The organism is Pseudomonas sp. SJZ077 (assembly GCF_007993905.1).
Taxonomy (GTDB): domain Bacteria; phylum Pseudomonadota; class Gammaproteobacteria; order Pseudomonadales; family Pseudomonadaceae; genus Aquipseudomonas; species Aquipseudomonas mandelii.
This window is the reverse complement of the sequence record NZ_VIUJ01000015.1, coordinates 1-21,106: the sequence shown is the minus strand read 5'-3', so window position 1 is coordinate 21,106 and position 21,106 is coordinate 1. Positions and strand designations below refer to the sequence as shown.

Annotated in this window: 22 protein-coding genes and 2 pseudogenes; 14 read left to right on the top strand and 10 right to left on the bottom strand. The window is 58.9% G+C overall.

The annotated features are described in order from the left end of the window. Positions 1–167: 167 nt before the first annotated feature. Complete coding sequence (locus tag FBY01_RS31595; protein ID WP_178113283.1) at positions 168–665, bottom strand: hypothetical protein; 498 nt, start codon at positions 663–665, stop codon at positions 168–170. Between the two features lie 171 nt (positions 666–836). Further along, positions 837–1,307, bottom strand: a complete 471-nt coding sequence (locus FBY01_RS21165) for an anti-virulence regulator CigR family protein (RefSeq protein WP_145309503.1) — start codon at positions 1,305–1,307, stop codon at positions 837–839. A 195-nt stretch (positions 1,308–1,502) separates the two neighbouring features. Between FBY01_RS21165 and FBY01_RS21160 the strand changes: the two genes are divergently transcribed. Continuing rightward, positions 1,503–1,907 carry an antitoxin Xre-like helix-turn-helix domain-containing protein gene (locus FBY01_RS21160; RefSeq protein ID WP_077750379.1) on the top strand — a complete coding sequence of 135 codons (405 nt, stop codon included), beginning with the start codon at positions 1,503–1,505 and terminating at the stop codon, positions 1,905–1,907. Further along, the gene (locus FBY01_RS21155) at positions 1,901–2,593 is read left to right on the top strand and encodes an RES family NAD+ phosphorylase (RefSeq protein WP_145309505.1); all 693 of its coding nucleotides are present in this window, start codon (positions 1,901–1,903) and stop codon (positions 2,591–2,593) included. Before FBY01_RS21160 ends, FBY01_RS21155 begins: the two co-directional genes overlap by 7 nt. Before the next feature lie 655 nt (positions 2,594–3,248). Here the strand turns inward: FBY01_RS21155 and FBY01_RS21150 are convergent. Continuing rightward, a complete protein-coding gene (locus tag FBY01_RS21150; RefSeq protein WP_145309507.1) occupies positions 3,249–3,923 on the bottom strand; it encodes a TetR/AcrR family transcriptional regulator in 675 nt (224 codons plus the stop codon). A gap of 154 nt (positions 3,924–4,077) precedes the next feature. On the opposite strand from FBY01_RS21150, the gene FBY01_RS21145 reads away from it, so the two are divergent. The 4 genes from FBY01_RS21145 to FBY01_RS21130 all read left to right on the top strand — a co-directional run bounded on the left by FBY01_RS21145 (position 4,078) and on the right by FBY01_RS21130 (position 8,636). Further along, positions 4,078–4,503, top strand: a complete 426-nt coding sequence (locus tag FBY01_RS21145; protein ID WP_145309509.1) for a hypothetical protein — start codon at positions 4,078–4,080, stop codon at positions 4,501–4,503. 253 nt (positions 4,504–4,756) lie between these two features. Beyond that, the gene (locus FBY01_RS21140; RefSeq protein WP_145309511.1) at positions 4,757–7,012 is read left to right on the top strand and encodes a TonB-dependent siderophore receptor; all 2,256 of its coding nucleotides are present in this window, start codon (positions 4,757–4,759) and stop codon (positions 7,010–7,012) included. A gap of 314 nt (positions 7,013–7,326) precedes the next feature. Beyond that, the gene (locus FBY01_RS21135) at positions 7,327–7,857 is read left to right on the top strand and encodes a glyoxalase superfamily protein (RefSeq protein ID WP_010459205.1); all 531 of its coding nucleotides are present in this window, start codon (positions 7,327–7,329) and stop codon (positions 7,855–7,857) included. A gap of 86 nt (positions 7,858–7,943) precedes the next feature. Next, positions 7,944–8,636, top strand: coding sequence for a bifunctional 2-polyprenyl-6-hydroxyphenol methylase/3-demethylubiquinol 3-O-methyltransferase UbiG (locus FBY01_RS21130; RefSeq protein ID WP_145309538.1), 693 nt, complete (start codon positions 7,944–7,946; stop codon positions 8,634–8,636). Here the strand turns inward: FBY01_RS21130 and FBY01_RS21125 are convergent. The 3 genes from FBY01_RS21125 to FBY01_RS21115 are packed head-to-tail and all read right to left on the bottom strand — an operon-like array spanning position 8,621 to position 12,143. Continuing rightward, positions 8,621–9,853 (bottom strand): nucleoside permease, encoded by a 1,233-nt coding sequence (locus FBY01_RS21125; protein ID WP_145309513.1) that lies wholly within the window; start codon positions 9,851–9,853, stop codon positions 8,621–8,623. The two genes, FBY01_RS21130 and FBY01_RS21125, sit on opposite strands and share 16 nt — an antisense overlap. Positions 9,854–9,909: 56 nt before the next feature. Further along, entirely contained in the window at positions 9,910–11,007 is a 1,098-nt protein-coding gene (locus FBY01_RS21120; protein WP_077750372.1) for a sugar phosphate isomerase/epimerase, read from the bottom strand. Then, positions 11,004–12,143 carry a Gfo/Idh/MocA family protein gene (locus FBY01_RS21115; protein WP_178113285.1) on the bottom strand — a complete coding sequence of 380 codons (1,140 nt, stop codon included), beginning with the start codon at positions 12,141–12,143 and terminating at the stop codon, positions 11,004–11,006. Before FBY01_RS21115 ends, FBY01_RS21120 begins: the two co-directional genes overlap by 4 nt. A 227-nt stretch (positions 12,144–12,370) precedes the next feature. On the opposite strand from FBY01_RS21115, the gene FBY01_RS21110 reads away from it, so the two are divergent. From FBY01_RS21110 to FBY01_RS31925, 5 genes are all read left to right on the top strand, one after another. Next, the gene (locus tag FBY01_RS21110; protein ID WP_077750370.1) at positions 12,371–13,375 is read left to right on the top strand and encodes a LacI family DNA-binding transcriptional regulator; all 1,005 of its coding nucleotides are present in this window, start codon (positions 12,371–12,373) and stop codon (positions 13,373–13,375) included. Between the two features lie 80 nt (positions 13,376–13,455). Further along, complete coding sequence (locus FBY01_RS21105) at positions 13,456–13,950, top strand: PaaI family thioesterase (RefSeq protein ID WP_145309517.1); 495 nt, start codon at positions 13,456–13,458, stop codon at positions 13,948–13,950. A gap of 60 nt (positions 13,951–14,010) precedes the next feature. Beyond that, positions 14,011–14,571, top strand: coding sequence for a hypothetical protein (locus FBY01_RS21100; protein WP_145309519.1), 561 nt, complete (start codon positions 14,011–14,013; stop codon positions 14,569–14,571). Between the two features lie 343 nt (positions 14,572–14,914). Beyond that, entirely contained in the window at positions 14,915–15,634 is a 720-nt protein-coding gene (locus FBY01_RS21090) for an NADPH-dependent F420 reductase (protein ID WP_145309521.1), read from the top strand. Between the two features lie 92 nt (positions 15,635–15,726). Then, positions 15,727–16,026, top strand: coding sequence for a hypothetical protein (locus tag FBY01_RS31925; protein ID WP_077750366.1), 300 nt, complete (start codon positions 15,727–15,729; stop codon positions 16,024–16,026). Between the two features lie 200 nt (positions 16,027–16,226). Here the strand turns inward: FBY01_RS31925 and FBY01_RS21080 are convergent, their stop codons facing one another. Then, complete coding sequence (locus FBY01_RS21080; RefSeq protein WP_145309523.1) at positions 16,227–17,081, bottom strand: LysR family transcriptional regulator; 855 nt, start codon at positions 17,079–17,081, stop codon at positions 16,227–16,229. A 134-nt stretch (positions 17,082–17,215) separates the two neighbouring features. Here FBY01_RS21080 and FBY01_RS21075 point away from each other — a divergent pair. Continuing rightward, positions 17,216–18,092: pseudogene (locus tag FBY01_RS21075) on the top strand (DMT family transporter). Between the two features lie 181 nt (positions 18,093–18,273). Here the strand turns inward: FBY01_RS21075 and FBY01_RS21070 are convergent. Further along, a complete protein-coding gene (locus tag FBY01_RS21070; RefSeq protein WP_145309525.1) occupies positions 18,274–18,816 on the bottom strand; it encodes a DinB family protein in 543 nt (180 codons plus the stop codon). Between the two features lie 398 nt (positions 18,817–19,214). On the opposite strand from FBY01_RS21070, the gene FBY01_RS21065 reads away from it, so the two are divergent. Continuing rightward, entirely contained in the window at positions 19,215–19,619 is a 405-nt protein-coding gene (locus tag FBY01_RS21065; RefSeq protein ID WP_145309526.1) for a DUF6632 domain-containing protein, read from the top strand. Positions 19,620–19,705: 86 nt separating this feature from the next. Here FBY01_RS21065 and FBY01_RS21060 read toward each other — a convergent pair whose 3' ends face one another. Then, positions 19,706–20,107: a RidA family protein gene (locus FBY01_RS21060; RefSeq protein WP_010459176.1), complete on the bottom strand. Its 402-nt coding sequence runs from the start codon at positions 20,105–20,107 to the stop codon at positions 19,706–19,708. 142 nt (positions 20,108–20,249) lie between these two features. Here FBY01_RS21060 and FBY01_RS21055 point away from each other — a divergent pair. Continuing rightward, positions 20,250–20,348: pseudogene (locus FBY01_RS21055) on the top strand (LysR family transcriptional regulator); the annotation flags it as partial. Between the two features lie 530 nt (positions 20,349–20,878). On the opposite strand, the gene FBY01_RS21050 reads toward FBY01_RS21055, so the two are convergent. Beyond that, the coding region (locus FBY01_RS21050; RefSeq protein ID WP_145309528.1) for a universal stress protein at positions 20,879–21,106 on the bottom strand (228 nt) is incomplete at its 5' end.

Genomic DNA, 21,106 nt, shown 5'->3' with positions numbered 1-21,106 from the left:
TGTCCGGGATTGCAGCTTATGCCGGTTGCTACCTGGTCGGCGCTCAAGCAGCGGCACAACTGAAAACGGGCACCGTAAAGGCGCCCGTTTTTTTCGGTGTAGTCGCTTACATCAACCTATACGGCTTCAACGCCCGGCCAGGCAGCAGACCGATTCAGCCTCGCGGGTCAGTACGGGTTTTTTGATCCCGAGGAAGCCGCGTTACTCAACCCTTTCGCGTTGTGATCGCCTGGAGTCGAGGTCGAAATCGCACCGGCTTTGGTGACGCCGCGCGTATCTCTGGATTGGGCGATGCCTGAAGTCGTTGAGCCTTTACTGCGATCACCGTTGCGTTCACTGCCATAGTGGTTTCCGCTTTCACCACGGTCGCGAACGGCCTTGCCGGCATGATCGCTGGACAGTCCCTTTCCACGGCCACTGCTGTCAGCGTTGCCGGCGTGACCGGACCCGCTGTGACCACCACCCGTGCCACCGCCATGGCCACCTCCATTGCCACCGCCGTTACCGCCACCTCCTCCATTGCCACCACCACCACCACCACCACCACCACCCTCTTTCGCATAGGCGGAGTTCATGACGGAGAGGTCAACGGGGAGCAATGGCGCAGCCGCAAGCATCAGGGCGCAGGACATGACAGCAAAAAGACTCTTGTTCTTTAAAAGCATGGTGGCTTCCGTAGGTTGATATCGCATGCCATAGGACGCAAGAATCCCATTTCGGTTCCTGGCCCTGCGACGGACGGACTGCAATGGATGCGGGCTCTGATCAGCATCAGAGCCTGGAATGAACCACGGGTCTTTTGTCAGTGGATTCCAATCGCATTCGCCACTCAAGTGCTAATCAAACGCACCGTTCAACACTTCATAAATCAGCCCGGTGGCCAGCGCCACCAAGATCAAATCGGTCCCCGCTTGCTGCCATTCGTATCCGTCGTAATGAGGCAGCCTGCCAACCAGGCGGCCATCCAGTTTTTTGGCAATGCCGGGAGGCAGCGGCTTACCGCGCGCGAGGTTCTTTTGGATACCCGGTGGTAACGCAGGGCCGGGGCTCCAGTAGTCCCGATAGCCGCCGACAATCCCCAGAATACTGTTGTGATTGATACTCGGGCCATGACCCCATTCGCCGCCCCCGGCGTTTTTTCCTTGGCCGGCCTGGCCTCCCTGGTTGCCATGGGCCTGGCCGTTTTGCGGGTTTCCCTTGCCGTTCCCCTGGCCCTTTCCATTACCCGGATCGGCCAATGCCGTTGCCGAGCCGCAGACCAGTGCAAGACTTGTAACAGCGGCAATCAATGAGCGTGATGTGAACATTGGGTCGTTCCTTCAGTAAGGGGGAAATATCCCTCGTTAAAATTTAGTCGTTATTGAGGAGATTGGTTCCCTTCGCGTCGCCAAAAGTATTTAACCGATAACAATGACTTCAATGTCCATTGGTCGAAGCAGACTTGCTCTATAGATTCATTAAACCTATCTTCGAATCTACAGATTCAGAAAGAGCTATTGAATATGGCAGTCCCCCTCCAGGAACAAGCCTTTACCAAAGCCCAATGCGTAACAGGCCTGCGCGCTGCCGTCGGCATCCTCGAAAAGTGGAGCGCCTCCAGCGATCAGGCCTGTCGCATCCTGCGCATTTCCCGCAGCACCTACACCCGCGCCCGGCAGCGCGATCCCGCATGGTCCGTGACGCTCGATTCGGACCAGATGCAGCGCATCAGCTTCGTGCTCAACATCCACGCCGCATTGCGCCTGGTCTTCGACAACCCGGACAACGTCTACGGCTTCCCGTCGATGGCCAACCACAACGAGTTTTTCAATGGGCGCAGTCCGCTGGAGATCATGGCTCAGGGCGACATGATTTCCTTGTATGAAACCTTCAAGCGCATTGACGTGCTGCGTGGTGCGCAATGGTGACGGTGAGCGAGCTGGCAGAACTGGCTGGCGAACAGCTGCAGGCTTATCGACTGGTCAATTCGAAGTTTCCACCGATTGTGATGTTTGATGACGTGGCGGATGCGGACGAGTTTGAGGTGCTGTATCAGATTCAGGCGCTGACCAATCCCCGGCTGAAAAATGAAGTGGGTCATCTTGAGTTGATTGCGCGGGATCAAATCCCGTTCGGCATCCCTGGCTGCTCTTATGCGACGGCACCGTTTACCCACGTCAACCCGGCGGGTTCGCGGTTCAGCGATGGTCGTTTTGGGGTGTTGTACCTGGCGGACTCCATGGACACGGCATTGGCCGAGGTTCGGCATCACCAGAGTCTTTATTGGTCAAATGTGCCGAGCCTCAATTATGAGCGGTTCGTGTTTCGGGGGTTGTCCTGCGCCTTCGTGGATGTGGCAATGAAAGACGCTGCTGCCATTGCGCTGACTGATCCGGTTTATGACCCTGACGACTACACGCACTCGCGGCGCTTGGGCAGGTCCGTCAAAGAGGCGCGCTGTCCAGGGATTCGTTACCACTCGGTGCGGATGCAAGGCAGTTATTGCTGGGCGCTGATGACGCCCAAGCCGGTTCTATCAATCATTCAAACAGCGCATTACGAGATGGTCTGGAATGGTCAGGTCACCAGCGTCAGCAAGATCAGCGAGGCTTGAAACGATCGCCTGATCGTCTGATCGAATTACACTGAAGCTGCGTTGCACGGGCCTGCCCATTGTCGTATTGGGCGGGCGTGATTTGCACCCAGGTTTACATCACTCCACGCACCGTTTTGGCGTGATCCGGATTTCCCGATGCAGGTTATCTCCCGTGAGCTCGTCGGCGCGCCACGCGGGTTCTTTGCCTGCGCTCAACTCGACAGGATATGGCCCGGTCGGTGCCAAGGCGGCCTGTGTCCGAGCGATGAAAGCATCGGTGCTTCGGGTGTCTGTGCCGGAAAGAGAGCCCGAGATCTTCGAAAAGTGCTTTGTATGCCAAGGCTTTGTCGAATTCCCGATCTTTCACACACGTATCGTAGGCCGCGCTGTTGACAGGGCCATCCTCCAGGCAGGGATCGCGGTAGACCGCGCTGACCGGTGGAGGTGGACTGGAACAGCCGGCGATGAGCACGCTTGCCAATACCGACAACCAAACCAAGGGCGACACGATGGTGGATGTTTGAGACGCGCAGGTGTTGATGTGATTCAAAGTACCGTCCTTGGAGGCTGTGGCGAATTATGGTTGCGGTTTTCTATTGACCAGCGAGACGCCGCCGTCTTTACGTTTGATCGGTATCAGCCCGGATCACAGGCAGTTTAGGGGTATGCGGTGTCAAGGAGCCGAAGACCGCGCGCTCGAAGCGTTGCGTTTTCGTCGTGCCTCTTCATCCTCCGCCAGTGCCTGACGCACCAGCGCCCGAGCTGCCCAAGCGGCGGCGTCGAGTGATTCTGCGACGCTCGCGCCGCTGATATCGCGCACGGCGATCAACGCCTCGGTGCCCATGACGATCGACAGCGCCTGCTTCAATCGCTTTCGCGCCCGAGGTGAGAGCACGTCCTTCAGCGAGTCGACAATCGGCTCGATGTAGCTCATGCGTCGGCCTGGTCGCAGTGCCTCACGGGATTCGTTTTCGAGCCACACCGTCATGAAGGAACGCTCCATCACGTGCAGGCCGATCTCGTCGTCGATCAACAGTTTGTTCAGCGCGTTCGCCGCCAGACCGATGCCCTTTACCGGATCGTCCCCCGGCCGCCAGATCTGCTCCAGCGGCGTCATGTCTCGGTCTGCCGCCGTCTCGCTGATCAACGCCTCCGTCGAGGGAAAGTAGCGATACGCCGTGGCGCGCGACACCATCGCCCGCTCGGCCACTTGCGCAACCGTCGGGTTATGGCCCTCGTCGCGCAAGGCGATGGCGGCATCGATCAGCGCCTGACGCGTGCGGCGCTTCTGGTTGTCGCGGCCCTGATCGCCGTCTCCGCTGGACGGGCTTGACTTGGAAATTGGCATGGAGTAAATGAGATCCTGTCTTGTCGTGAGACACGAGTCTCATAATAGACACTCGATATCCAACCCACAAGAAGTCGCACGCAGGAGCGCCTGACGACTTCAAATCAATTGTTTGAGCAACTGAACGCGCCCCAGGGCGCATGAGGTGAATGCCATGAATCACACCCCCCGTTCCCGGACCTGGTTTCGGCTCGCTGCCCTCTACTTTGCCATTGGCGTGATGCTGGGCGTGGCGATGGGCGCTTCCGGCGATCATTCGCTCTTCGCGGTACATGCCCATATCAATCTGTTGGGATGGGTGTCGATGGCCCTGTTCGGCATCATCGGCACAGCCCACCCGTCCATCACCGAAGGGCGCGTGGCCGCAGCGCAGTTCTGGATATACAACGTTGGCGTCCCGCTGATGCTCGGCGCGCTGACGCTGCGGCTCAAGGGCTTCCCGTCAGTCGAGCCGTTGATTGGCGTTGCCTCGCTCCTCATCGGTTGCAGTGTGCTGCTGTTTGTGTGGCTGGTGTTCTCGCGCATCGGTGTGAAAACCGTGTACCTGAGCAGCCCGACAGGCGAATCGCGCCTGTCTTGACGCGCCAAACACGTCCCCGCTTTTTGGGCAGCGTATCGGTCCGGGGTGACTCTGCCTCGGATCGATTGCTGCCTCCGTCATGATCAAGCCTGTGTCAACGGCCGATGCAGCCTCGCTCCAGGCGTGCACGCAATGCGCTGGACACATCTCATTTGATAAACCATCTCAAATGAGTATAAATCCTATTCCAGAATCAATTTCCATTGCGTATGATACTGATTCTCAATAACAGCAAAATCAAATGAGTGTTCGCATGACCGCCCCCATCTCCCTGTGTACACAAACCTCCGTGACGCCGCGCATGCCTTCGACCCTACGCCCCCTGGCGCTCGCAGTGCACATGCTGGCAGCCGGTATCGCCATGACTGCGCCCTCCTTGCAGGCGGCGGAACAGACTGAGCAGACGGAGACTGGAAGCTCTGTGACCTTGGCCCCTATCGCGATCACTGAGACGGCCATTCGCGAACGCAGTGCCGTCACCGAAGACACCAACTCTTACACGACGGAGGCTGCGCGCACGGCCACGCCGTTGAGCATGTCGCTGCGGGAGACGCCGCAGTCGGTCAGCGTCATCACCCAGCAACGCATACAGGACCAGGACCTGCATACGATCCTCGACGTGGTCAACAATGCCACCGGTGTGTCGGTCAACCGCTACGAGACCAGCCGGGCGCAGTTCAACGCCCGAGGGTTTGAGCTCAACTCGCTGATGATCGATGGCGTGCCCACCATCTACGAGCAGCCATGGAGTTCGGGGGAAATTTTCAGCAGCCTGGCCATGTATGACCGCGTCGAAGTAGTACGCGGCGCCAACGGTCTGATGACCGGTGCCGGCGATCCATCCGCCTCCATCAACATGGTGCGCAAGCGCGCCAACAGTAAAGACCTGAAGGGTTCTGTAGAACTGAGCGCCGGCACCTGGGACACCTACGGCGTCGAGGCTGATGTGTCCACGGCGCTGAACGAGGAAGGCACCGTTCGCGCGCGGCTGGTCGGGGAGACCAACGAGGGCGACACGTGGATCGATATGAACTCGAACAAGCGCCAGACCCTCTACGGCACGATGGATATCGACCTGACGCCCGACACCACGCTCTGGTTCGGCCTGAGCCGGCAAGAAAGCAACGCCGACTCGCCGATGTGGGGTGGCCTGCCAGTCTGGTACGCAGACGGCGGCCGCACCAACTGGAGCCGCTCGAAGTCGACCTCCGCCAAATGGAGCAAGTGGGACACGACCTACGAGACCTACTTCGTCAATCTTGATCACACCTTTGCCAACGACTGGCAAGTCAATCTGAGCTACAACCGTGGCGAACGCACCGGCGACTCTTCCCTGCTGTACCTGTCCGGCAATCCAGGCAGGAACGGCAGCTCCGCGATGTCTTCGTTCCCGGCGACCTACAAGACCGAGACCACCCAGGACGACTACGGCATCCGCTTCAATGGCCCGTTCTCGTTCCTGGGTCGCGAGCACGAATTGGCCTTCGGCTATGTGGACAGCAAGCAGAAGTTCGACACCGATTCACTCGACGCGCAAACAGGCTTCGGCGGTGTCGCCGATTTCGATTCCTACAACGGTAATTTCGCAGAACCGGTATGGGGCCCGAGGACCGACTACGGTTACAGCGAGACCCGCCAGAAGGGCCTGTACGCGGCAACCCGCCTGAACGTGACCGACGATTTGAAAGTGATCCTTGGCGCGCGTGAAAGCTGGTACGAGAAGACCAGTGATGACGTCTTCTCGGAAGTCAGCAAGATCGATGTCGATCATGAGCTGACACCCTATGCAGGTATTGTCTACGACCTCACCGACAACCTTTCGGCTTATGCCAGCTACACAGAAATTTTCCTGCCGCAATCGGTACGCGACCGCAGTGGCCAGACATTGGAACCGATCGTTGGCGAGAGCACTGAATTGGGCCTGAAGGGTGAGTACTTCGGTGGCCGCTTGAACGCCTCCGCAGCGGTTTTCCAGATCAAACAAGACAACCTGGGCCAGAACACCGGCGCGCTGATCGATCCTTCAAACCCGGTCGGCGGCTTCGCCTACGAGGCGAGTGAAGGCGCGACCAGCAAGGGTTTCGAGCTGGAAGTTTCTGGCGAGCTCGCAACGGACTGGAATGCATCGGTGGGTTACACCCAGTTCACGGCCGAAGATGCCAACGGCGACGACGTCAACACGCTGTACCCGACCAAGTTGCTGCGCACCTTTACCACCTACCGCCTGCCAGGGGCGTTCAACAAGCTGACCATCGGCGGCGGGGTTAACTGGCAGGATTCGATCTACACCTACGCCGTCAACCCGGCCGGCAACTCCGAAAAAATCCAGCAGGATGCCTATGCCCTGGTCAACCTGATGGCTCGCTACGAGTTCACCGAAAACCTCTCGGGCCAGGTAAATGCCAACAACGTCACCGACGAGAAGTACTTCGACATCTTCGATGCCTACGGCGCCCTGACATACGGTGCACCGCGTAGCATTACGGCTTCGGCGAAATACCGCTTCTAAGGCACCCGATCGGGTGGCGCTGCACTCTGCTGACACAACACCGGCCTTGCGCCGGTGTTGTGCTTTTTGACGACAGACAAACACGAAAGAGTCCTCGCCTCATGTCGAATAAATAGCCCATTCTCTCGTTCACCTGCTCCTGACTTCCGCACTCATTGACCGCTGTGTATCATCAGTCCCGGGCCGATGCTGCCCGCCGCTCGCTCCCGAAGGGAAAGGTGAAAGCATTTCTTCTCCCCCAAATCCTGTCGTATCTCTTGAGAGCCGAGGTTTGGCAACGCGAGCACCAGAATGCCTTGGCTACAGGAGGAACGATGTTTTCAATCGAACAAGCCAAGCAGATGGCCAAGAGGCTGCGTGCCTCGCTTGAGGGGCGCAATCAAGCGACGTCTCACTCAACCGCGCTTGAGCTGGTCGCGCATCAACTGGGTTACAAGGACTGGAACACAGCGTCTGCGACGCTTCCCCAGGAACCTGATCAACCCGCCATTACCTTCGACAGAGCCATCCCGATACTGCGGATGTTTGACGAAACCAAGGCGCGCGAGTTCTACCTTGATTTTCTAGGCTTCAGCGTCGAATTCGAGCACCGCTTCGAAGCAGATCTGCCGCTGTACCTGGGCATCAGCCGAAACGGTCTGCAGCTCCATCTTTCCGAACATCATGGCGATGCGAGCCCGGGATCGACGATATTTGTCCCTATGCACAATATCGAACTGTTGCGCGACGAATTACAGGGCAAACGCTACGGATACGGACGGCCAGATATCGTTCAGCAAGGTTGGGGGCAAGTGTTGGAAGTCCATGACCCCTTCGGCAATCGCATTCGATTCTGCCAAAGCTGATCCTGCCTGGCGGGCTGGGGTGACCCAGCCCGCTTCCTTGATACGTGTCCTATCCTTCTAACCAACCCACCACGCCAGACGCCAACATGCCCGCCTCCGAATCCACCCTCCTCGACAGCTGGCACCACAACGCCCACGCCTGGATCACAGCCATCCGCAGCGGCGCCATCGAAAGCCGCCTCACGGTGACCGACCAGGCCATCCTGCTGGCCGTGCTGGGCCGCCAACCCGAGCGCGTGCTCGACCTCGGATGCGGCGAGGGCTGGTTACTGCGCGCGCTGGCTCAACGGGGCATCACGGCCGTCGGTGTGGATGGCGATGCGACGCTGGTCGACGCGGCGCGGGCGTCGGGGTCATCGCAGGTGCATGTGTCGAGCTATGAAGAATTGGTGGAGGCCAAGGTGGACATCGGCCGCGACTACGACCTGATCTGCGCCAACTTCGCCCTGTTGCACCAGGACATCATTCCGCTGCTCGCCGCCATGAACGCCCTGCTCCGCCCTGGTGGTGCACTGGTGATCCAGACACTGCACCCGTGGGCTGTCGCGGCAGGCGACTATCAGGATGGCTGGCGGGAAGAAACCTTTGCCGGGTTCAAGGGCCAGTGGCAGCCCATGCCGTGGTACTTCCGCACCTTGTCCAGCTGGCTGAATGCGCTGGACATGGCCGGCTTTCGGCTGGCCGTCCTGCAAGAGCCGCAGCACCCGCAAAGTCCGGTGCCGCAGTCGTTGCTGTTGGTGGCCGAAAGCGGGCAAGGCGTTGTTCAGACGGTCGATTGAACAACCGCTGCCTGCCGCCCCTTGAACGCCAGCGCAAAGCAGAAAAAGATCGCCAGGGCGAACCCCGCCGGAAACAACCAGATGCTCTTCCAGTCATGGCTGCCCGTCAGCGCATAGTGGTCGGTCACCTGCCCTGCGACCCAGAAGCCGATCAGCATGCCCAGGCCATAGGTCGCCAAAGTAATGAGCCCTTGGGCCGAGCTTCTGAAACGCTCCGGTGCTTTGGCGTCGGTGTAGATCTGGCCGGACACGAAGAAGAAGTCGTAGCAGATACCGTGCAAGGCGATGCCGGTAAACAACATGAACGCCAGGTCGCCATTGTTACCGTAGGCGAACAGCAAGTAGCGCAAGGCCCACGCCAACATCCCCACCAATAGCGCAATCTTGATTCCGAAGCGGTGAATGAACAGCGGCAGAAGCAGCATGAACAGCACTTCGGAAACCTGCCCGATGGCCATTTTCGCCGTCGGATTGGTCACGCCGATTTCCGCCAGAAACGGATTGGCATTCTGGTAATAAAACGCCAACGGAATGCAGATCAGAATGGAGGCGATGAAGAACACCAGGTAACTGCGGTCCTTCAGCAAACTCAACGCATCCAGCCCGAGCATTTGCTTGAGGCCGCTGCGGCCCACCTCAGGTTTCAGTGGCGCGGTGCGCGGCAAGGTGAAGCTGTAGAGGCCGAGCACCAGAGACGCAATCGCCGACATCAGAAAGGTGTTGCGCAGCCCGCCTGACGAAATCAGGGCCTGAGAGTCCCAGGCAAACACAAAGCTGATGACCACGCCGGCCACGATCCAGCCGATGGTGCCCCACACGCGGATGCGGGAGAACTCGAGGGCCGGGTCGCTCATCTGCCGGAACGCCACTGAATTCACCAGTGCCAGGGTCGGCATGTAGATCATCATGTACGCCAGCACGTAAGGGTAAAACGTACTGAAGTCCGGCGCTCGATACAGCTGATACAGCAACACGGCGCCCACCAGGTGCAGCACCGCAAGGATGCGTTCGGCATTGAAGAAGCGGTCGGCGATCAAGCCGATCACAAAGGGCGCGATGATCGCGCCCCAGGACTGGGTAGAGAACGCCATGCCGATCTGCCCGCCGCTGGCGCCCAGGTCACTGGCGAGGAACGTACCGAGGGTGACGAACCATCCGCCCCAGATAAAGAATTGCAGGAACATCATGGCGCTCAGGCGCGCGGTCATCGTGGACATAACAGTCACCGTCTTATTGTTTTTCTTGTTGGAGAGAGAAGCGAATAACTTTTTGATCAGGCCTCGGGCAACCCCAGCAATCGTCGATTGAAACCTGCGTCCGACTGCACGCTGGCGAAATCGTCGAAGGCCTTCTGCGTCTTGCTGATCATGTGCCGCTCGATGAACGCCGCCCCTTCTGCGGCACCCTGGGCGGAGTCCTTGAGGCAACACTCCCACTCAAGCACGGCCCAACCGCTGAAGTCGTATTGGGTCAGTTTGCTGAAGATCGATTTGAAGTCGATCTGGCCATCGCCCAGGGAACGGAAACGCCCCGGCCGCTCAACCCAGCCCTGGTAACCGCCGTAGACGCCCGAACGCGCATCGGGCCGGAACTCGGCGTCTTTGACGTGGAACATGCGGATGCGCGCGTGGTAGCGATCGATGAAGCCCAGGTAGTCCATTTGCTGGAGCAGCAGATGGCTGGGGTCATACAAAATCGCGGCGCGTGGATGGTGATCTACTGCCTCCAGAAAACGTTCGAACGAGGCGCCGTCGTGCAGGTCTTCACCGGGGTGGATTTCGTAGCACAGGTCGACACCGGCCTCCTCGAAGCAATCAAGAATCGGCAACCAGCGCTTGGCCAGTTCGGCAAAACCCTGTTCGACCAATCCGCTTGGGCGTTGCGGCCAGGGGTAGACATACGGCCACAGCAGCGCACCGGAAAAGGTTGCGTGGGCCTTCAGTCCCAAGCGCTGACTGGCGCGGGCTGCGAGCTTCAACTGCTCGATGGCCCATTCGGTGCGTGCTTGCGGCTGGCCGCGTAGATGCGCCGGGGCAAAGTCGTCGAACAGGGCGTCGAACGCCGGATGCACCGCCACCAGTTGACCTTGCAGGTGCGTCGACAACTCGCTGATCTCGACGCCCGCTTTAGCGCAGACTGCCTTCAATTCGTCGCAGTATTCCTGGCTTTCAGCGGCGCGCGCCAGGTCGATGTATTGCGTGCCCAAGGTCGGCAACTGAATGGCCTTGTAGCCTTGCGACGCCGCCCACTGGGCAATATTGGCCAGGGTGTCGAAGGGCGCTTCGGCGGACATGAACTGCGCGAGGAAGATCCCCGGGCCGCGCAGGCCTGCTTGAGAAGTAGGGTTCACGGGCGAGTGCTCCGGGTTCATTGAGGGCAGACCAGTTCGGTCCATTTCGTGTCGCCACGATGACTGGCAATCACGGTTTCGATGAAGGCCATGCCGCGCAGCCCTACGTCGATGCCCGGCACGCCGGGGGCCACGTTGCCGTCGACGTTGCTGCGAATCGCCGTGGCGAAATCGCCGTATAGGTTGGCCATGGCTTCCAGATAGCCTTCGGGATGTCCGGCCGGCAGACGCATGCGCCGGGTCGCGGCGTCGCACAACCAGGGTTGGCCGACACCGGAACGCAGCACGCGCATTGGTTGATCAAGGGAACGATGGATCAGGCTCGACGGCTCTTCCTGGCGCCATTCCAGGCCGCCCTTGTCGCCGTAGACGCGGATTTTCAACGGGTTCTCTTCACCCGCGCAGACCTGGCTGGCAATCAACACACCACTCGCGCCGTCAGCCATCTTGAACAGCATCGCGGCATCGTCGTCCAGTTGCCGGCTGTCAACGTGGGTATTCAACATCGCGCACAGGTGCTGGATGGGCTGGTCCGCCACGAATTCGGCCAATGAAAAGGCATGGGTGCCGATATCGCCGATGCAGCCGCCCAACCCGGACTGCTCAGGCAGGTCGCGCCAGCCGGCCTGCTTGTTGCCCTGCCCCGCCACATCCTCGCTCAGCCAGCCTTGGGGGTACTCGACAATCACCTTGCGCACGGAGCCGATCACCCCGTCGCGAACCATCTGCCGCGCCTGCCAGACCATCGGATAGCCCAGGTACGTGTGGGCCAGGCCATAGAGGCGATCGCTGCGTTCAAGCACAGCCTTGAGCGGCAGCAACTCGGCCAGATTCAACGCCGCCGGTTTCTCACTGAACACATGAAATCCCGCACTCAGCGCCTGGCTGGCAATCGGCGCGTGCAGGTGATTGGGGGTGACAATGATCAGCAGCTCCATGCGCTGATCGACCGGCAGCGCGCGCTCGGCCTCCAGCATCTGCCGCCAGTCGCTGTAGCAACGCGAAGCGCACAATCCCAGCGCGGCGCCGGTGTCCTGATTGTTGCGGGCGTCGCGACTGAACGCGCCACACACCAACTCAAAACGGCCATCGAGCCCGGCGGCCTGACGGTGGGCCTGACCGATGAAGGCGCCCTCCCCACCACCGACAAAACCCATTCTTATTTTTTTCACGGCAACACTCATCGCAACGTTTCTCTGTTTGAGGCGGTTTCCGGCGGCTTTTCAGGAATGCACCCGAAAGCCGATGTAACCGGTTACATCGTGACGGAAATCTAGGCCCTGTTTGACGAGGTGTCAAACCCCGGATGAATCTCCAGGAAAATGTCAGGGGTGGGCTTACCTGCGTTAAGCTCGCCCCTGCACAGTTCGATAACGAGGTGGTCTTGTCCAATATCCGCGAAGTAGCCAGGCTGGCCGGCGTCTCCGTCGCCACAGTGTCCAGGACGCTGAAGTCGCCTGAACGCGTGCTCCCCGACACGCGCGACAAGGTCAACGCCGCGGTGGAAAAAGCCGGTTATCGACCGAACCAGATGGCGGTGCAATTTCGCTCGCGCAGAACCGGCAACCTGGTGATTCTGGTGCCGACCATCGCCAACACGTTTTTCGCCAAGGTGATCAGCGGCGCGCAGCAAGCCGCCCAGCTCGCCGGGTATCGGCTGTTGCTGTGCGACACCCAGGGCCGCGAGGAAGTGGAACGGGAGTTTGCCGAATTGGTCTACGCCCATCAGGCCGATGGCGTGATCCAGTTGCGCGCCTATGACCCTTTTGAAGCGCCCTTCCCCAGCGCCGATTTACCGCCGATCGTCAATGCCTGCGAGGTGATTCAGGGCGGCCGTCATCCCACCATCAGCCTCGACAACCGCGCGGCTGCCAAGGCCATGACCGAACATTTGATCGAACTGGGCCACCGCCGGATCGGCCTGATCAAAGGCCCGAAAAGCAGCCCGCTGACCCGCGATCGCGTGGCCGGTTATCAGGACGCCTTGCAACAGGCCGGTATCACGTCGGATGCCGCGCTGATCTGCCATGGCGATTTCAGTCTGAAGGCCGGACATGACGGCGCCGCCGCGATGCTGGAATTGCCCGACCGTCCCACGGCGTTGTTTTGCGAAAACGATGAAATGGCCATCGGCGCGTTGAAACGCATCAAGCAACAAGGCCTGCGCGTTCCTGAGGACATTTCATTGGTGGGCTTCGACGACATCCCCTTCGCGGCGTACTGCGACCCGCCGCTGACGACCATCTCGCAACCCGCCGAAACATTCGGTCAGAAAGCCGTCGAGATGTTGATCGCGCTGATCGAGAAGAAACCGATCGAACAGCGGCATGTGGTGTTGCCGTTCAAGTTGACGTTGCGCAACAGCACCGCAGTTGTCAGGGCGCGCTAACGGATGACCAAAGTGACCGCACCCCGATACCAGCGTTAGAATCCGACGGTTGAGTTCATTCGTATGAGGAAGCGCCTGTCATGGCCAGTTTCGACAACTCCCTGCAAGACACCGCCGCGCCTGACGGCGTCTGTTACGGCTGCGGCAGCAGCAATCCGCACGGGCTGCACATCAAGAGCTTCTGGCATGCGGACGGCGTGCATGTCATGGCCGAGCACGTGCCTGATCCCATGTATTGCGGCTGGCCGGAGTTGGTGTACGGCGGGTTGATCGCGATGCTGGTGGACTGTCATTCCAACTGGACGGCGATGGCTTATCACTACCGTGAGGAAAACCGCGAAGTCGCCAGCCTGCCCCGGATCAATTGCGTCACCGGCAACCTTGGCATCAAGTTCATCAAACCGACCCCGATGGGTGTGCCATTGACCCTGCGTGCGAGAGTGGAAGGCGATGTCGGACGCAAAACCCGTGTCATCTGCGAGGTCTATGCCGGGGACGTACTCACGGCGGTTGGCGATTCCGTTTTTGTCCGCGTGGATACCAATCAATTGGCGGCGGCGGCGCACAGTCGGTAGGGCCTGCCCGAAAGCGGAATCGATCCTGCGTGTGGGTCGCGTAATTTACAAGGAGGTGTCATGAGCAACTTCCCCATCGTGGCCACGGTACTCGCGATGATATTGGGGCTCTCCGTCACTCGCCTGCTGATGGGTGCGTTGACGGTATTCCGCATCCGCCGCGTCGCCGCGCCTGATTGGGTGGCGCTGGTCTGGGCGGTCATGCTTTTCACGTCCCAGCTGGATTTTTGGTGGGCGGTCAACGCGTTGCCGACGATCAAAGCGACCTTTTCGTTTGCCGAGTTCTTATTGCTGGTGCTCCTGGCACTCTCGCTTTTTGTCTCTGCCGCGTTACTGCTGCCCAGTCGAAGTGAGGACGAGCAAAGCGGGCTTCGCGTTTACTTCGAACAGGATGGGCGCTACGCCCTTCTATCGTTTTCGACCTACCTCGTGCTCGGCCTCATCGTGAACGTTCTCTTCTTTCAGGTATCGCCGATGGCGCTTTGGGGGGCGCTGGATGTCGTCATGATTATTCTCCCGGTCTGCGCATTCAGGGCCAAATCGCGCAAAATGTATTCGACGATCACCCTGATTTATGTGCCCATTTCTGCCCTGGACGTCGCCATTACACTGACCAGCTAGGCGGGTCGTGGAAAGTGGCGCGGGTGGCCGCAACCCTGGAGGGTGAATAGACCATCTTCGCAGTTGGCGAGAGTCGGCATAGCAGCTGTCCCATCCAGTACAAGCGAAATCAAAAGGCAGCAATCGGCCAGGAGGGTCCACCTCGCCAGCCACCTCAGGGACGAGCTGGTGGGACGGCAACTGGCGAGGCGAACACATAGACAATAGCTTCCCTTGCTGAACAGCTCTCACGCCGCTCATCAAATACCCCTGCTCGTCCGCCGCCTCCCTCGGCAGCTTTCGTTTATACGCAAGCTCAACTACGGTGATTCCAAGACCGCTGTCCAACCGAGGAGCCCAGTGCATGTCCAGAATCTTCTCTCTGATGCTCGCCGGCCTGGTTCTGTACACCAGCCAGGCGATGGCAGACACCCTCAAGATCGGCGTGATCGGCGCCGGCAAGGTCGGCGGTACGCTTGGCACGCTCTGGGTAAAGGCCGGGCACTCGGTGATGTTTTCATCACGCCACCCCGAGTCGCTGGCGGACCTGGTCAAGGAGGCCGGCCCCAACGCGCGGGCCGGCTCGGTCACCGAGGCCGCGGCCTGGGGCGATGTAATCGTGTTGAGTGTTCCCTATGGCGCCATGCCGGCGCTGTCCGAACAGTTGAAGGGCAAACTGGACGGCAAAGTGATATTCAGCACCAGTAATCCATTCGGCGGCCGTGACGCAGATGTCGGGCGCAAGGCGCTGGACATGGGCGTGGCCCTGGCGGATCAGCAGTATCTGCCCGGCGTGCACCTAGTGCGGGCGTTCAACGCCATTGGCTTCGCCTCAATGAAAGGCCTTTCCGGCAAAAACAAGGCGATTCCTGTTTTCGCCGACGATGCCCAGGCCCGGGATATCGGCGTCCGGTTAGTGCGTGATGCCGGGTTTGTACCGGTGCTGTTCCCGCTGGCGCGCGCCAATGAAGGGTTGCCGGGCGGCCCGCTCAGCGGCGTCTGGCGTGAGGCCGAACTCAAGCAACGACGGGGCGTCGGTGAGCTTTGTCAGAATGTCGAGGCGACCTGCGCTGAAGCTCGCTAGTGTTGAAATCGATAGAGGGTCAGGTCCAACACCGTCTAATCTCAATGAAGCACAACCCCACGCGGCTCGCCTCTTGATACAGGGGAAACGGGATGGCCAATAGAACAGCGCGCCAATGCTCGTCATGGGTCATACCCTCCCTGCTCGCCATCAACCTGGCGCTGATCGCGGGATGTTCCGGCAAAGCGTCCACCGCTCGCTATGCAACTTCAAGCGTGGGCTCAGCCTGCTATGCAAAAGCGCTTCCCACCGCTGGCGAGGGTGGACTGGCTTGGGGCTCCACCTTGAGCATGGCGCGTAAAAAATCCATGGATAATTGCATCCGCTATGCCGGCCGATCCGGTGGCACGCCGACTACCTGCCAAGTGGTGTTGGCGGAGTGCAGGCATTGAAACCTATGCAAAGCCGAGGAACGACAGGATAACCACGACGACCACCACTAACCCGACGATGTAGATGATGTTGTTCATGAAACCCACCTCTCAACCAGAATAGGACTGCGGCACGAAGGCTTACACCTACACGGTAGTGTAGCTTTGCTCGCAATGCCATTCAGCATGGGACGATCGAGCCAGTTTCCCTTGCTCGCGGACTAGAGCCGAAAGTGCTGCTGCATGGCTTGGGAGAGCAAATCCACCGCTTCATCCCCATCTGAAGACGGCGATCGGACAAACACGACCTCATGCTCCGGTATGACGGGCAAACCGTCGAGAATCTGCATACTTTCCGTCACCCGGGCGCGGTCTATCAGACTGATCGCCAACCCGGCCTCCACGCAGGCGCTGACGGCCTGGTTGGACGGACTGTCCAGCACCACGCGCCACCGGCGGCCGCTTTGTTTGAGTGATGCCACCATGGCTTGCCGATAAGGGCATTGCGCCGCATGCACGGCCAGTGGCAGCGGATCCATCGAGGCCAGCGACTTGTTTGCCGGCCCCACCCAGATCGGCGTGGTGGCGACGAGAAATTGCGCCTGCATGGTCAGCTGCCCCCTGGCTTGGGCAATCACCGCGGCCTGAAGCTTTCCACGCTGGACCTGGTCACGCAGCGAATCACTGGGGGCTGTCTTCAACTCCAGCACCACGTTGGGCCAGGCAGCGGCGAATGTCGGCAGGATGTCGCGGATGACATGGGCGGCGTATTCGTCGGGGACACCCAGGGTAATGCGTCCTGCCAGGTGGTTTCCATGCAGGTCGGCCAGCACCCGGTCATGGGTGCTCAGCAGTTCTGTCGTCGACAAAAGCAAACGCTTACCCAGTGCGGTCAGGGAGACGGACTGATTATCGCGATTCAGCAAGCGCCCCCCGGCGACTGCCTCAAGCCGCTGGATATGCACGCTCACCGCCGCCGGGCTTTTATGCAGCTGCTCGGCCGCCGCACTGAATTTGCCAATCCGCGCCACCGCATGAAATGTGCGTACCAGCTCGATATCGAGTATCGCCGTCATGATTTAATCTTCGTGAATGACTGCTGCACTTTATTTTGATTTATTAGATTAGGCCGATTTTGTAGCCTGTGGCAATGAACCAGCCCACACCGATCTCCTGTCAGCAGCAAGTCATCCCCCACTGGCGCCAGAAGATGCCGCTGCCGCTGCTCGAGGCGGCTTTGATTCTGACCTGGAGTTCCGGATTCGTCGGCGCGCGATTCTCGATGGACTATGCGCCCCCCCTTGTTGGTGGTGTTTTGGCGCTGCGTCGTGGTCACGCTGATCCTGTTTCCTTTCGTCGCCAGGCAATTGCGGCAAACCTCCCCTGCCGTGTTGCTGAAAAACGCCGGCATCGGTCTTCTGGCCATGGCTGGCTATCTGGCCGGCGTCATACAAGGCATAGCCCTGGGCGTACCGGCGGGCCTTGCCGCGGTGTTCGCCAACCTGCTGCCGATGGCGGTCGCATTGCTGGCCGCTGGCGTGCTGGGGCAAAAACTGGCCTGGCAAGTCTGGGCAGGGCTGGGCATCGGCCTGGTTGGGGTTGTGGTGGTGACGCTTGGCGCGCTGGCCTGGGGTAGCGCGCCCCTCTGGGCGTATGGCCTGCCGGTGCTCGGTACGCTTTCGCTCGCCATCGCGACACTCTGGCAGAAGCATCTGCACGCCTCTGAATCGCTGGACCTGCTGCCCAACCTGTGGCTGCAATGTTGCGTGTCGAGTTTTGCATTCGCCCTGATCGAGGGCACGCAAGGTAGCCTGGCGCCGATACCCGGCATGGGGTTTGCGCTGAGCGTACTGTGGACGGTGGGATTGTCTACGTTAGGCGGCTACGGGCTTTATTGGGTCTGCCTGCGCCGGGCGACAGCCACACGAGTGGCCAGCGTCTTGTACCTGAGCCCGCCCGTCACGATGCTTTGGGCCTGGGCCATGTTCAACGAACCGTTGTCATGGCAGATGGTGTCAGGCATGGCAGTGTCCGGGGTCGGCATCTGGATGGTGGTTCGGTCGGAGGCTCGGCAGGCTCGGCGGTAAAAGCTGATGGATGTTTCGGGGCAGAAGTTGCTCTTGCCGACAGACTGCAATCGGCTGTGGATTCAACCGGTCGATGCAACACATCTAAATTCTGTGTAAGCAGAAGGAGTGTTGCAGATGGCCACGCTGGTTTACCAGCCCGGTATGACATGAAAATCCCGGTCTAGCGCTGGTTTTTAGATTATGTGCGCGACTCGGAAGGAATGAGGAGGACCAGATCAGTATCGCCTACGTCGACACCCGCTTGTGACAGCAAAGTAGTAACTTGGCCTCGGTGATGAGTCTGGTGGTTGAAGAAATGCATGACCAAGCCATAAAAGCTCCTGTCAGCGGGGGTTCCTTTCATGCTTGTGTAATTGAGGGTGTAATCTAAATCCGCCTCTGTAATCGAGCGAGACCACTCGACAATCACCTGATCGAGCCAAACGCGATGTGCCGAAAATTCTCGGATATTTGAGAGCTGTAACTGGTCGAGGCTTTTAGGAGCCGGGAGCTGTCGAATCGGCTCCAGAGCCAAGTAATTCGCCGGGTGCCTGGCAAATCGCTTTAGCCAGATAGTGTCCCCGGCCACCAGGTGATTCAACGTCCCGAGAATAGAACCAAAGAATGCTTTCCTATCCACTGACAGCTCTTCATCTGTCAGACTTCTGGCCGCCTCATAAACCTTTGCGTTCATCCAATCGTTATAGATAGCCATCTGGTAGATATGGTCGGTGCGGCCCATCGTGTTCATCCTTTGAGTGAATACTAGACAAGCGTTCCACGCTCATCTGGGGCCATTCTAGAGCAAGGCTTTTTGAATCGCCCTTGATTTCGTAGACACGTGACCGGCTATATCGGGTCGGTTGCTGCTGTTCGCGACAGGCAACTATCGGCCAACAGCAGCCGGTGAACGAAGCGATAGCTAATGAGTAGCTATGCTTGGTCTACTGCCGGAACTGATTGAGCAGATGGGGCTTTCCGACCATGGTGTATAACCCCCTTCAGCGGTCGCCCGACAGTCACAATGCCCGGTCTAGCCAGGCAAGATGACAGAGCAAGGAATGTAGTCGACCAAGCCCGTGAAGGTGTTATCACCCCACTTGAGGTCAACTTAGAGTTAGGCCCAAAGAGGAGTCCGCCATGACCGTAGTCGATCGCCTCAGGTATTTGCGCGTCGTTCTAGTTTTGGCTGGCCTCGCGTGCCTTGCGCTCTACCCACTGATGTTGTTCTGGCCATCCGGCTGGGCCTGGCACGTCGGTCACTCGGACTACCCGATGATGATCGTTGGCCTCTACGCCACACTTGGGGTGTTCTTGATCCTGGCCGCACGCGACCCATTAGCCAATCTGAGCCTAATCTGGTTCACCGTATGGTCTAGCGCCGTTCACGGAGGAATCATGACCGTCCAGGCGCTCACCCAGCCGGGGCAAATGGGGCACTTGGCAGGTGACGTGCCGGCGCTTTTCATCGTGGCGGTTGCCTTGGCCATCTTGACGCCCCGCTCGCAATTGGCTGCTCAGCCCCGGACACACAATGGGGTCTAAGAGCAGGTTTGACTGTCAGGATCGGGACGAAAATTGCGTTTCAGTAAAGCAACCACGGGCGAGCTGTCGATACGTCAGATCTAAGGTCATCCCGTGGTTTCTGGAAGTTTGGCGATCACCTTGATCTCGAACTGGTAACCGTAGAGCCACGTGACGCCGACGCCGGTCAGCGTCGGGTGCGGCGCGTTACCCCAGAACTCTGGCAGAACCTTCCAGATCGTCTCGAACTTTGATTCGGGATCGACGATGAAGACGGTGACGTCAATCACATCGTCGAAGGTACAACCGGCAGCGCCCAGGATTGCATTCAAATTGTTGAACGCGAGTCGAACCTGGGCCTCCAGATCGGGTTCGGGCGAGCCGTCTTCGTTACTGCCGACTTGTCCCGACACGAATAAGAAACCATTGGACTTGATAGCCGGCGAATAGCGATTGCGCTCATAAAGCGCCTGGCGTCCGGGTGGAAAAACAACATCACGCTGTGTCATAGGTGCCTCCATCAATGGGTCTAATCAGACCCGGAACAAACGATGTCGAGACTGTAAGGACTTGTGCCTGGGCGATAAACAAGCAACCGTAGCTATCACTGTTTGTGAAATCCAAACAATCTGATCGATAGCCGGGGCAGCAATGGACCGTTTTGATGCAATGCAGGCATTTGCTCGAGTGGTGGAAGCGGGCAGCTTCACCAAGGCAGCCGAAACACTGCACATGAGCAAGACCACTGTGTGCGTGCCGGAACGAGTGAAAGATAGAGACTTCATGATGGAACAGCTGCTGATGACACAGCAATAGGCTCGTTGACTCTAAACGAGTCACAGGTATTTTCATTAGGGGGGCATGAGTAAGCAAATGCGCTTTAAGCATTTCCAAGCATGATGCCTCTGCTTGATTGAGCGCGATATCACTATAATGAGTGGTGGGCAAAGCCGCGAAGGTTGGAGTGCCGACCACGAGGGCCGACCACCCTTTCGGGTGCCGACGCGACCCCGCCCATTATGCAGGCAACGCGATAACATTGTCACAAAGGCCCTAAACAGTATTGGATTCGCCGAGGGTCTTCTGTTGGGGAGCAATCTTAGGCTAATCGATATCACGTCATTGTCGAGAAGGCATTTGATTCAAAAAATATCAACACCCCGCTCGTCATAGGTGCTTCATGGTCGGCGAAAGGGCAAGGCTCAATCAAAACCTTTCCAAAACAACTGTCTTTGACAATCCAGTTATGGGTGCCGTGAAATCAAACCATTCACGATCTCTTATTTGACTAAGGTGATTGGTAAATTCGAGAGCTGAATCACCTTTGCCGCGACAGAGCCCAGAAAAATCCCCGCCAAAAAACCATTGCCATGCGAACCTAGGATGATGCTGTCACATCCAAGGGAATGCGAACACGCCACAATTTGGCTGGCTGCATCGCCTTGTAAGGTATGGAGCGCGAATGCAATCCCTTCATGCTTCAGAAGCACCTCAGCTTTTTGTGAATC